11 protein-coding genes are annotated in these 12,169 nt (G+C 39.0%); 2 read left to right on the top strand and 9 right to left on the bottom strand.

From position 1 onward, the window contains the following. Entirely contained in the window at positions 1-417 is a 417-nt protein-coding gene (locus tag PSH41_RS03575) for a SufE family protein (protein WP_096739576.1), read from the top strand. Position 418: 1 nt separating this feature from the next. Here the strand turns inward: PSH41_RS03575 and tcdA are convergent, their stop codons facing one another. The 7 genes from tcdA to PSH41_RS03540 are packed head-to-tail and all read right to left on the bottom strand — an operon-like array spanning position 419 to position 7,880. Further along, positions 419-1,222, bottom strand: a complete 804-nt coding sequence (tcdA, locus tag PSH41_RS03570) for a tRNA cyclic N6-threonylcarbamoyladenosine(37) synthase TcdA (protein ID WP_273588314.1) — start codon at positions 1,220-1,222, stop codon at positions 419-421. Next, positions 1,223-1,894: a TIGR01621 family pseudouridine synthase gene (locus tag PSH41_RS03565; protein ID WP_273588315.1), complete on the bottom strand. Its 672-nt coding sequence runs from the start codon at positions 1,892-1,894 to the stop codon at positions 1,223-1,225. It lies immediately after the preceding gene. Between the two features lie 2 nt (positions 1,895-1,896). After that, positions 1,897-2,658, bottom strand: a complete 762-nt coding sequence (gene kdsB, locus PSH41_RS03560; RefSeq protein WP_248442250.1) for a 3-deoxy-manno-octulosonate cytidylyltransferase — start codon at positions 2,656-2,658, stop codon at positions 1,897-1,899. Next, complete coding sequence (locus tag PSH41_RS03555; RefSeq protein ID WP_004586692.1) at positions 2,646-2,843, bottom strand: Trm112 family protein; 198 nt, start codon at positions 2,841-2,843, stop codon at positions 2,646-2,648. The genes kdsB and PSH41_RS03555 overlap by 13 nt, the downstream gene beginning before the upstream one ends. Beyond that, positions 2,833-3,813 (bottom strand): tetraacyldisaccharide 4'-kinase, encoded by a 981-nt coding sequence (gene lpxK, locus PSH41_RS03550; RefSeq protein ID WP_273588316.1) that lies wholly within the window; start codon positions 3,811-3,813, stop codon positions 2,833-2,835. The genes PSH41_RS03555 and lpxK overlap by 11 nt, the downstream gene beginning before the upstream one ends. Further along, positions 3,810-5,555, bottom strand: a complete 1,746-nt coding sequence (msbA, locus tag PSH41_RS03545; RefSeq protein WP_096739572.1) for a lipid A export permease/ATP-binding protein MsbA — start codon at positions 5,553-5,555, stop codon at positions 3,810-3,812. The genes lpxK and msbA overlap by 4 nt, the downstream gene beginning before the upstream one ends. Before the next feature lie 60 nt (positions 5,556-5,615). Next, on the bottom strand, positions 5,616-7,880 hold the full coding sequence (locus PSH41_RS03540; RefSeq protein ID WP_273588317.1) for a DNA internalization-related competence protein ComEC/Rec2: 2,265 nt from the start codon (positions 7,878-7,880) through the stop codon (positions 5,616-5,618). Between PSH41_RS03540 and PSH41_RS03535 the strand changes: the two genes are divergently transcribed. After that, a complete protein-coding gene (locus PSH41_RS03535) occupies positions 7,860-8,372 on the top strand; it encodes a DUF2062 domain-containing protein (protein ID WP_024033538.1) in 513 nt (170 codons plus the stop codon). The two genes, PSH41_RS03540 and PSH41_RS03535, sit on opposite strands and share 21 nt — an antisense overlap. A 137-nt stretch (positions 8,373-8,509) precedes the next feature. On the opposite strand, the gene PSH41_RS03530 is transcribed toward PSH41_RS03535, so the two are convergent. Together PSH41_RS03530 and uup are read right to left on the bottom strand one after the other, a co-directional pair. After that, on the bottom strand, positions 8,510-10,246 hold the full coding sequence (locus PSH41_RS03530) for a DUF3466 family protein (RefSeq protein ID WP_004586697.1): 1,737 nt from the start codon (positions 10,244-10,246) through the stop codon (positions 8,510-8,512). 11 nt (positions 10,247-10,257) lie between these two features. Then, the gene (uup, locus tag PSH41_RS03525; protein ID WP_273588318.1) at positions 10,258-12,168 is read right to left on the bottom strand and encodes an ATP-binding cassette ATPase Uup; all 1,911 of its coding nucleotides are present in this window, start codon (positions 12,166-12,168) and stop codon (positions 10,258-10,260) included. Position 12,169 lies beyond the last annotated feature (1 nt).

Here is a 12,169-nt window from a genome sequence, read left to right as displayed (position 1 = left end):
ATGACAAATACGTTTAAAAACGTAGTAAAACCTATACAACAGGCGCAATCTTGGCAGCAAAAATATCGCGAAATAATGCTTCTGGGCAAAACACTTCCCGCTTTAGCGGATGTACTTAAAACCGATGACGCACTGGTGCCAGGGTGTGAGAGCAAAGTGTGGATGTTTATGGAGTTTGACGATAGCGAGAATCGTTTAGTGGTTATTGGCGACTCAGACACCCGTATTGTAAAAGGCTTATTAGCGATAATTTTAGCGCTTTATAATGGCTTAACACCTGAAGAAGTCGTGAATATTAATGCGTATGACGAATTTGAAAAGTTAGGCTTAATTAAACACCTTAGTGCATCTCGAGGGAACGGAATTAAAGCCATGGTCGAGGCAATTCATAGCATGGCAACTAACAAGCTCAATTAAACTATTGAGCTTGTTGTAAACGTTGTTTTTTATCTAAATATTTACGTACCGCTTTAGCCGCTACAAAAAAGCCAAAACTTCCGGTGATCATAGTTACCGAGCCAAACCCGTTATTACAATCCATATTCATTGTACCATCAGCATTTTGTTTAGCATGGCATACACTGCCATCACTGCCTGGGTAAACAAGTTGCTCAGTTGAGTACACACAATCAATATTAAATTTGCGTTTAGGGTTGTTACTAAAATTATATTGTTTGCGTAAAATATAACGCACTTTAGCAAGTAGCGGATCTTGCGTGGTTTTAGCCACATCACCAAATGTTATTTGGCTAGGATCAGTTTGCCCACCCGCGCCGCCAGTAGTAATAATAGGCATTTTATTGCGCTTACAATGAGCAATAAGCGCTGCTTTTTCTTTAACTGCATCGATACAGTCAATAACGTAATCAAAACCTTGAATATGATCACGAATATTTTCAAGAGTAATAAAGTCATCTATCACAGTTACTTTACACTCTGGGTTTATCAGTTCGCAGCGGCTTTTCATTGCATCTACTTTGGCTTGGCCAATACTGCCGCTAAGTGCATGAATTTGCCTATTTACGTTCGTCGCGCAAATATCATCTAAATCAATTAAAGTGATTTTACCCACGCCTGTACGTGCTAAAGCTTCGGCGGCCCAACTTCCAACACCGCCTATCCCCACTACACAAAAATGGGCTTGTTGTAGCCAGTCAAATTGTTGGTTACCGTATAGGCGTTTGATCCCGCCAAAACGAATATCTGTTACTTTTTCGCTCATTTACCAATCCAGTTGCCACGGCGATTGCCATGTTTGAAATTCTTGATGATTAATTAATTGCTGGTACTCATCACCCGTAGTAGGTAGCAAAGAGCAATTAATTTGCTCCCCATGCCATAAAAAACTTAACGCATAGGCATGAAGATACGCCCGCTCAGCTGCGCTGCCACTATAAAGTGTATCGCCTAAAATTGGCGCCCCTAAACTTTTTAATGCCACTCTAAGTTGGTGGGTTTTACCCGAATACGGCTTTAAAATATACGCCCTAAACCCCGGCTTATAACTAAAAGAATAAAAGCGGGTAATGGCCGGGTTTTGCAGGGTAGGTAAAAGCTTAAACATGCCCCTGCGAGACTTAGCCATATCACCTTTTATCCACCCTTGCTTTTTTTTAGGTTTAGCATTGCTTATAGCTAAATAAAACTTGTTTATTGCGTGCTCAGTAAAAAGAGACGTAAATTTGGCAGCGGCTTCTTTATTGCGACTAAGAATAATAAGGCCAGATGTCACTTTATCAAGGCGATGAACAGCAAATAATTTTTCGCCAGTTTGCTGCTCAGCTAATACCACAAACCCTTTTTCACCTTCTGAGTGAAAATTAAGCCCCGCTGGTTTTTCAAATATATAAAAATCAGCGTGGCTAAACACTATGGGTAATTCACTTTTAACCATTATTAGGCTTGCTTAGCTTTTAGGTAGGCAATCACTTTTTCTAAATCCTCGGCCGTATCAACCCCAGCATGTGGTGTTACTTTGGCCTGCTCAATCTTAATAGCGTAACCATGGTACAACACCCTAAGTTGCTCTAGCGACTCAAGTACTTCAAGCGGCGATACACTTAGCTCAATATACTGCTTGATGAAGCCCGCACGATAAGCATATATACCCACATGGCGCTGAAAAGGCGTTATATCTAACACACTGTCGCTATTTAACATTGCGCTTCTGTCAAACGGAATACTGGCACGTGAAAAGTACAACGCATTTTTATTAATATCACTAACAACCTTCACGGCATTAGGATTAAACACTTCGTCTTGCTCTTCAATGGCTACACTTAATGTTGCCATTGGCGCACTTGAATTATTTAGTAAAGTGGCAACTTGCGATACGTTTTCGCTGGCAAGTAATGGCTCATCGCCTTGTACATTGACCACCAGGGTTTCTGCGTCTAGCTTAAGAAGGTCAACAACTTCTGCTAAACGTTCGGTACCCGATTGATGATCTTCTCGCGTCATCAGCACATCGTTTGTGAACAATTTAACAGCATCAAAAACTTTTTGATGATCGGTTGCAATAACCACTTTACTTGCACCAGATAAACACGCTTTTTCATACACGTGTTGAATCATAGGTTTACCGCATATGTCAGCTAATGGCTTGCCAGGCAAACGGGTAGACGCGTAACGTGCAGGTATAACAACTACGAATTCCACTTATCAACCTCATCTTGAGATAGCTCACGCGCTTCATTTTCTAAAAGTACCGGTATATCATCGCGTACTGGGTATGCAAGTTTAGCTGCAGTACTAATAAGTTCTGCATTTTCTTTATCAAAACGAAGCTTTCCTTTACACACAGGACAAGCAATTATTTCAAGTAATTTTGTATCAAAGGCCATTGAGGATCCCTTTTTGTTTTAATAATAAATCTAATTTATGTATTACAGCGTCTGTAGGTTTTGCATTTACGGGTAGGTAATACCAAGTATCTTTTGCAAAGTCTCTACATTTTACTGCATCTTTTTCTGTCATTAATACGTTGTCATCATTAAATTGAGTAAAATCAGCCATGCTATAAGCATAGTGATCTCGATAATGATGAGTCGAAAGCAGCTGAATATTTTGCCCCTTTAATGAATCTTCAAAACGTTGTGGGTTACCAATGGCACTTACCGCATGGCCTTTTTCAATTGTTTTATTAACAGGGGTATTGTTAGCAACGTGTTTAAGTGCACCAGTTTGCAAAACGTAGCTAAGGGATGCATCTCCCCCGTTTTCAATCACTAAATCAACACTATTTAATCTGTTTGTGGTTTCGCGTAATGGCCCTGCAGGCATAACAAAGCCATTTCCAAATCGTCTTTGGCTATCAACAATGCAGCACTCTATATCGCGTGCCATTTTATAATGCTGCATACCATCATCTGAGATTATGACATCCACACAAAATTGCTGCTCTAATAATGTAATGTTGGCTTTTCTATCGGGTCCGACAACAAGCGGACATTTTAAGCGATTAAATAAAAGTATTGGCTCATCACCAGCTTGTGCACTTGTTACGCCGCGCTCTACCACCAGCGGGTAGCTGTTGGCTTTACCGCCGTAACCTCGGCTGATAATGCCCACTTTTAGGCCTTGCTCTGACAAGTATTCGTAAAGCCATAACACAAATGGCGTTTTGCCATTTCCACCTACACTTATATTGCCCACCACAATCACTTTAGATTTAGCTTTAAAAGGCGTGGCAAAGCCAACCTTAAAAAACCATTTCCTAATACTTGAAATTAACCAAAAAAGCGTAGCTAATGGCAGTAAAAGTAGCGTTATAAAACTAAATGGTTTATACCAGCTTTGCTCTATTTTACTCACCCGTGCTCACCAAACTGCATTTTACATAGAGCTGAATAAGTACCATCTTTAGCTAATAAACTCTGATGATCGCCACTTTCAATCACCCGACCACCATCAATAACGTATATTTTGTCGCTGTTCTCAATAGTTGAAAGGCGATGGGCGATTACTATAGACGTTTTGTCTTGCATTAGGGTATCAAGAGCTTGCTGAATTAATTTTTCAGACTCTGTGTCTAAGGCTGAAGTTGCTTCATCTAAAATTAAAATAGGTGCATCTTTTAATATAGCGCGAGCAATTGCTATACGTTGACGTTGACCACCAGAGAGCATTACCCCGTTTTCACCGACCATGGTATTGAGTTGCTCAGGTAGGTCTTTAACAAATTCCCACACGTGAGCTTGTTTAACCACCTCTTCTAATTGCTGCGGTGTTATTTCGCGGCTTATGCCATAACAAATATTATTGGCAATTGTGTCGTTAAATAACACAACTTGCTGAGATACTAAGGCAAACTGGCGGCGTAAATCAGCCAGTTTATATTTCTCAAGCGCAACGCCATCTAATAAAATTTCACTTGGTGCTTCTAAATCATAATAACGCGGTAATAAATTAGAAATAGTCGATTTACCCGAGCCTGAGCGCCCTACAAGCGCGATGCTTTCACCGGCTTTTATACTTATTGATAGGTTATTTAAAACAGCTTCATCTTTAGTTGGGTATTTAAAGGTAACGTTTTTAACCTCAATTTCGCCCTTCACTTTATCTACGCTGTAAGTACCTTTGTCTTTTTCAATTTCTTCATCTAAAACTAAAAAAATACTTTGCGCTGCAGAAATACCGCGCTGCATATCACTGTTCACGTTTGCTAATTGTTTAAGCGGGCGTAAAAGCATCATCATAGAAGAAATGAGTACCATAAAATCGCCAGAGCTGATCGTATCTATCATTGAAGGCATAGATACAACCCACAAAATAACAGCCATTGCACTTGCTGCAAGCACTTGAATTACCGATACGCTTAACGCTTTAGTGGCATCCATTTTAATACGTTGCTGGCGATTATGATTATTGATTTTTGAAAACTGATCGATTTCTTGTTTTTGCCCACCAAAGCCATGAATAACTTTGTGTCCACTTAGCATTTGCTCAGAGCTACGGGTGACCTGCCCCATTGCAGACTGTATATTTTTTGAAATATGGCGAAAGCGTTTAGACACAAACGTTACAATAATTGCCACTAATGGAATGATCACTAAAAAAATCAGCGAAAGCTGCCAGCTGGTATAAAACATAAGGGCAAGTAAAAAAACGACAAAAGCGCCTTCTCTTACAACAATTAACAGTGCTTTGGTGATTGCTTGTTGAACTTGTTCTGTATCAAAAGTAATTTTTGAAATTAAATCACCTGTTGAGTTTTTATCATGAAACGAAACAGGCAAATGCAATATGTGTTCAAATAACTGCTGGCGTAACGAACGAACTACTTGCGAGCCTACATAGCTTAGACAATACGAAGACATAAAATTAAACAGGCCACGCCCTATTACCAGCGCAATTACCACAAATGGGGCATAAGCTAACACTTCGCTATTACGTTGGTTTAGGCCTTCATCAATAAAGGGTTTCATTAATTGAATAAATAAAGCATCCATACCCGAATAGCCGATCATTCCAATAATAGCGACGAAGGCAACGCTTTTATAATCACCAACGTAAGAAATCAACCGTTTATAAATTTGTGTAGTACTTTGACTCATATTACTCTCGTTATACAATTACAGCCCTTATTGTATCCTTCAAACCATTAAAACTAAACGTCAATCTTCTATAAACCAATAACTTTCGTGTTTGCGCGCCGTTGTCACTTTAAAGCTATCTTGATAAATACTTACCGTAATTTGCCCATCACGTGCCGTAACATATTGTTTAGCATTTATAGCTTTGTAGCGCGAAACCACTTTTTCACTGGGAAATTGCCATTGGCCTTGAAAAGCTGTTGAGTGAATAACCGTATGCGGATTTACATGGTTGATAAATTCCGTGCTTGAAGACGTATCGCTCCCATGATGAGGGCTTAAAATCACATCGGCTTGTAATGAGTGAGTTTTAATAAGGCTCAGCTCACGTGCTTTAGAAATATCACCCGTTAATAACATAGTAAGTTGGGGTGATTTGATTAAAAGCACACACGAATTATCATTTTCGTTATTAAATGAGCTATCAGCAAAGCTGCTAATGCGCAATCCATTAAAGTTATAATCTAAAGAGATACACCGTGTGGTTGTGCCGTGTGGGTGAAAACGCTTAAAGCTTTCACCATACCCTGCATTAATAAAATGTGCTGCGCCCCCTGCATGGTCGTTGTCTTGATGACTTATTATTGCATCACTAACGGTTAAGTTATGTTTTTTTAAATAGGGAATTAACACACTGTATGTACGGCTAAAACGGTTAAAATAACTCGGACCAAAATCGTAAACCAACGCTTGATTGTCTTTTTCGAGTAACGTCATTAATCCGTGCCCAACATCAAACACATGCAATTGCCAAAGAGGCTTTGGTAAATACAGATAATCTATTAATGTAACGCATAGAGGAATGAGTGCTAAACGTTTAAAGGGGCTAAACCAAGTAATTAGTATGCATAGGTAAGCTGCAACTAAGTACAATGTACGCGGTTTAGCTATATCTAACCATCTGTAATGCCAAGGGATTGCATCCATATACTTAAACAATGTTATAAGTACACTATCGAATAATAAAATGACGGGCGTTATATCTACCACAGCACTTATTATCGTAAATAGCAGCAAAAACGGCATGATCACCACGCTTAATAATGGAATTGCCAATAAATTAATAACCAACCCAGCAATACTTACCCCATTAAAATAAATAAGGGTAATGGGCAAAAGCCCAATAAATAAAGCAAGCTGAATAATACACAGCGCTATAAACACGCTAAGCCAATTATATTTAGTTTTAGGAAGGTACTTTATAACAAGAAAAATAATTGCAACCGCAATAAAGGAAAAATATAAACCTGGGTTTAAAACATTAAAAGGATTGATGAGTAATACAGCGACTAAAGCATATAGAATGCTTCGCCAGCGCAGTGGCTGTTTGGCAATAAAGTAAAGACCTAATACGCAACTTAACATAATAAATGCGCGAGTCGCTGAGAGTAAAAATTCACTTAAATAAACATATATAAATGCCGCTAACCAGCCGATAAAACTATAAATAATAGTTAAATTAATAGACTGCAATACATTAATTTTAAAGATGTATGCTGTGTACTTACTCAGTAAATAAAAACAGCTGAATATAAGCCCTATGTGCAACCCTGAAATGGCTAATAAATGGCTGAGCCCTAAACTTTGCATTGTTTGTTTATTTTCAAACGACATCAGTGATTTATCACCACTAAGCAATGCATAATAAAGCCAATTAAGCGTTGTTTTTTGATAAGTGTGTTTTAAAAAGGCTCTGTATTTATAAATTATTGAAGGTGAAGCCGCGTTAGTAATGCGCAATTGCTTATTAAGTACTTTGCCTTTAAATAGTATGCGTTGTTTAAAGGCATGCACATTATTATCAAACACACCGATATTTTTAATTGTTCTGAATTTTTTCAGCGCTATTATTGCCTCAAAAGTATCGCCCTGCTTAATAAGCTGTGCAGAATCGACACTTAACATGGCTTTAGGTGCTTTAAATTTGTGTATTTCATCCCCATTTAACTTTAATAACGTTGCTTTTATATACTGTGGTTGCTTTGCAGAGATAACCTCATCAACGAGAATTGTGGCAGGGTAAGCATAGTTATTTTCATCATTTGGCAATGTATAGCTATAAAACAGGTAAAAGTGCACAACAATGCAGCAAATAGCTAAAATAAACCCTAACAAAACATTCAAAAACGGCTTAAAATAGGCGCTCGCAATAAGGACAGATATTGTGATGACTGTAAATTCATGGGTTTGATAATAAAATACGGTTGAAATACAACCTATTACAAATCCAAGACTAATCCACACTGAAGTAAATGGTTGCTTGAAATGCCTAAGAAAACGATCCAACGATTTTTACCTGATCCTAATAAAATTAGGCATCATAAAACACTTAGAATATTCGGCCGCCTATTACAAGACGCCAACCTATGGCATTTAAACAGACGCTCTGCAAGGGGCGCATTTGCAGTTGGTTTATTTTTTGCGTTCATCCCTGTTCCTTTTCAAATGGTTTTAGCCGCTGCGGCAGCTATTGTATTTAGAGTTAACTTACCTATTTCTGTGGCATTGGTGTGGCTTACCAACCCACTGACTATGCCGCCAATATTTTACGGCTCATACCTTGTAGGTACGCTTGTTTTAAATCAACCAGAGCAGCATTTTGCATTTGAAGCCAGTTGGGCATGGTTCTTAGAAAGCCTTTCTACCATCGGTCCTGCATTTTTAATTGGCTCACTGGTGTGCGCTTCTGTTGCTGCTATTATTGCTTATTTAGGTATTGATATTATTTGGCGACGCTCTGTGCGCAAAGCCTGGTTAGCGCGAAATACTAATACGTAATAAAGCCAACTATTCAAGTGCGTAAATAGAATGACTTAATGAAGCAAATTGAGATAACTAATTAACGCCAAGCACTTTATTATAGACGAAAAAAAACCAACTTTTATAAGTTGGTTTTTTTATGAAAAGCAAAAAGCTTAAAATCTAAATACTCTGCGTAAGCCCACTAGCGGCAATAATAACAGTGTGTACCAAGGGAAGCTTGCTGAGCTTCTTTCATAAAGCTCTTCTTCTATAGGTGTACAGTCTTCTACTTCACCATCAATAGGTGTTAGTTTTACTGCAACAGCAACACTTTCGTACTCAATATTACCTTCAATATCGGTTTCTACATTACCAAAGGTATCGCGCTTTTCAACGGTTTTGGTAGCTACACCAAAAATTTCATTGTCTTCATTAATGACTTTCGCTTCAGCCATTGTGTAGGCGTAGTCTGTTTCACCATCTGTTTCGTAACAAGGTAGTAAATCGTTTAAATTGGTAATTTTATCGTCACCAATTTTATATATAAACGCTTCTTTACGACGGCTGTTTTCAGATGTACCTACCTCGCCTTCACCAACAACATAACCTTGGTTATTAATATCATTACCATAAGCGCTTGAGCTATTAAAGTAACCGGTAGGGAAAACGGTATTGCCAGTACTTATATCATGATAGAAAAACTGATCACGGATCGTGGTTTCAATACGCTTTGATGCATAACCAACAATTACATCGTTGTCATTGACAGCAAGCGCTTTGCCAGAAAGCCAATCATCTTCTTGGTCTATAAAATTAAACACGTCACCATTTTTAAAATAAACAGGCATTGTTAAAATAGTGTCGTCATTTTTATAGTAACGAGCATTTGAAGAGCCCACCACTGTGCCATTATTATTTAGCGCAAGAGCGGTACTTGTAAAAGCAAAGTCATCATCTTCTTCTGGCGTTAAGGCAAGGCCTAGTATTTCAGTAGAAGTGATATTAAATGCTTCATCAAGCTCCCATTTTACCGCGCGCTCATCAAATACGCCGGTGGTTACACTTGAATTTAATAATTCCACACAGGTATTGGTTGGCTCGTCTTCGTTATCACAGTTATCTTCAATATTATCAAGCCTGTCTTCAGGAATACCTGTTGAAACATAACCAACAACAGTGTACCCGTCATTTGTTTTAACAATATCGTTAGCTCGGCTAGTACCGCCGTAATCGTCAAAGTCTGGAACTAACTCAACCTTTTGCGTTCCATCTTCAGAAATAACTATTCCGCGCTCAATAAAGTCATGGGTAAACCATGTTTCTTCTTCATCTTCATCATCTGGCGTAAATAAAACTTTATCATATGGAGCTGCACTCCAACCAACGCTCACGCCATCTTCGCTTACCGCATTATAAAAGTTACTAACCGAACGCGTTAAACCATCGTAATCTACCGACTCTTCATCAAACAGTATTTGCTCAGTTACTATGCCATCGTCAAACTTAATACCAACTACCGAGCTTAACTTTTGGTACTCGTAATCTGTTGGTCTGCCAGCTAAAAAACTAACCATAAATGAATGTGCATCGGCGTTATTAAAAACCGCATCGTTATTTTCTATATCATCAAGTGTAAAAGTAATTTCTTTATCACTTAGCTCAAAGTTGTACTCTTCACTATCGTACGCATTTTCAATAACGCTTTCGGTAAAGTCGATATAGCTAATATCGATTGGTAAATTATACAATCCGTTGGCAGTACCAATAATGTGCCCGCTTTCGCTTACGTCAGTCACGTAAGAATGTTTAGCGCCGTCAAGAGTACCTAGTTCTGTTAATTCATAGGTTGCACTTAATGCAGATGTACTCAATGTCGCTAAAATACTGGCAGCGAGTAATTTATATTTCATTTTAATCCTTACTACTGATTCTGTAATTCTTCAAGTTCTTCCCAGCGCTCAAACGCGGCTTCAAGGTCAGACTCAAGTTTTGCTAAATGGTTCAATGCATTAGTGGTTACGTCGCTATCTTGTTTGAAAAAGTCAGGATCGCTCACTACAGCTTGCTGCGCTTCTACAGCGGCTTCAAGTTGTTCCATTTTATTGGGTAGTTGCTCTAATTCAAGTTTTAATTTGTAAGAAAGCTTAGTGCTTTTGTTTTCAGGCTTTGTAGCGGCTACAGGCGCAGGTTTAACGTCTTTTTTGGGTGCTTGTTGCTGTTTTTCCTGCTCGGCTAAATAGCTTAAATAAGCTTGGTAATCGGTGTAACCCCCTACCATATCAGTTATTTTTCCATCACCTTCAAACGCCCATACACTACTACACGTATTATCAATAAATTCACGGTCATGGCTTACTATAAGCACAGTACCCTGATACTGATTAATAATTTCTTCGAGTAACTCTAATGTTTCAATATCCAAGTCATTGGTTGGCTCATCGAGTACTAAAATATTTGATGGTTTTAGAAATAGTTTTGCAAGTAAAAGCCTGTTTTTCTCACCACCAGAGAGTGCTTTTACAGGTGTACGCGCGCGTGCCGGTGGAAACAAAAAGTCTTGCAGGTAACCAAGTACATGACGAGAACGCCCGCCCATCATTACCTCTTGTTTACCCTCTGCAACGTTATCTTGAACAGTGGCGTCTTCATCAAGCTTTTGCCTATATTGGTCAAAGTAAGCAAATTCTAAATTAACGCCTTGTTTAACATGGCCGCTATCGGCTTCTAAATCACCAAACAACAGTTTAAGTAAGGTTGTTTTACCAATACCATTTGGGCCAACTAAGCCAATGCGGTCACCGCGCATAACAAGAGTAGAAAAATCATTAGCAATCACTTTATCTTTAAAGGCATGACTAAGGTGTTTTGCCTCAAACACTAGCTTGCCGGATCTATCAGCCGTTTCAATATTAAAATCGGTTTTACCTACTTGCTCTACACGAGCTTTGCGCTCAACACGTAACTGTTTAAGTTCACGTACACGGCCTTCGTTGCGGGTACGACGGGCTTTAACACCTTGGCGTATCCAGGCTTCTTCCTCTGCTAAACGCTTATCAAAGAGTGCATTTTGTGATTCTTCTACTTTTAAGTCATGCGCTTTTTGTTCAAGGTAGGTCGCGTAATCGCCAGGGTAAGAGATAAGTTTACCGCGGTCTAAATCTAAAATACGCGTTGCAACAGCACGGATAAACGCACGGTCATGCGATATAAATACAATACCGCCTTTAAATTCTTTTAAAAACTGCTCTAGCCATTTAACACTGTCTACGTCTAAATGGTTTGTCGGCTCATCAAGTAACAATAAGTCAGGCTCACTCACAAGAGCACGTGCTAAAGCAACTTTACGCAACCAACCACCTGAGAGCGATTCTAACTTAGCATCAGGGCTAAGCTCTAAACGCGTGAGTACTAATTGAATACGCGAATCAAAACGCCAACCGTCACACGCTTCTAAATCGTTAGATAAACGCTCAAGCTTATTTAGCAGTTTGTCGGTACAATCGGTTTGTAACTGCGTGCTCACATGATGATAATCAATCAGCAAATTAGCAATATCAGGCATACCCTGCGCTACATAATCGAATACTGAGCCGTTTGCTCCTTTAGGAGGATCTTGCTCTAAGCGAGATATTTTGATCCCGCCAAGCTGGTTAATTTCACCATCATCTAAAATAACTTGGCCATCTAGTACTTTTAAAAGTGTAGATTTACCTGCCCCATTTCGCCCTACAATACAGACGCGCTCACCGCTTTCTATCACTGCATCAGCATCACCAAGTAATGGGTGCGTACCATAAGCTAACTGCGCTTTTTGTATTCTAATTAAATCCATA

This window comes from Pseudoalteromonas sp. CST2 (assembly GCF_028599385.1).
GTDB lineage: Bacteria > Pseudomonadota > Gammaproteobacteria > Enterobacterales > Alteromonadaceae > Pseudoalteromonas > Pseudoalteromonas atlantica.
This window is presented reverse-complemented; position numbering and strand designations above follow the sequence as displayed.

Bases quoted from the DNA above. Each gene is read 5' to 3' on its own strand.
- PSH41_RS03575 (WP_096739576.1), top strand. From the start codon at position 1: ATGACAAATACGTTTAAAAACGTAGTAAAACCTATACAACAGGCGCAA.
- tcdA (WP_273588314.1), bottom strand. From the start codon at position 1,222: ATGAGCGAAAAAGTAACAGATATTCGTTTTGGCGGGATCAAACGCCTA.
- PSH41_RS03565 (WP_273588315.1), bottom strand. From the start codon at position 1,894: ATGGTTAAAAGTGAATTACCCATAGTGTTTAGCCACGCTGATTTTTAT.
- PSH41_RS03555 (WP_004586692.1), bottom strand. From the start codon at position 2,843: ATGGCCTTTGATACAAAATTACTTGAAATAATTGCTTGTCCTGTGTGT.
- msbA (WP_096739572.1), bottom strand. From the start codon at position 5,555: ATGAGTCAAAGTACTACACAAATTTATAAACGGTTGATTTCTTACGTT.
- PSH41_RS03535 (WP_024033538.1), top strand. From the start codon at position 7,860: ATGCCTAAGAAAACGATCCAACGATTTTTACCTGATCCTAATAAAATT.
- PSH41_RS03530 (WP_004586697.1), bottom strand. From the start codon at position 10,246: ATGAAATATAAATTACTCGCTGCCAGTATTTTAGCGACATTGAGTACA.
- uup (WP_273588318.1), bottom strand. From the start codon at position 12,168: ATGGATTTAATTAGAATACAAAAAGCGCAGTTAGCTTATGGTACGCAC.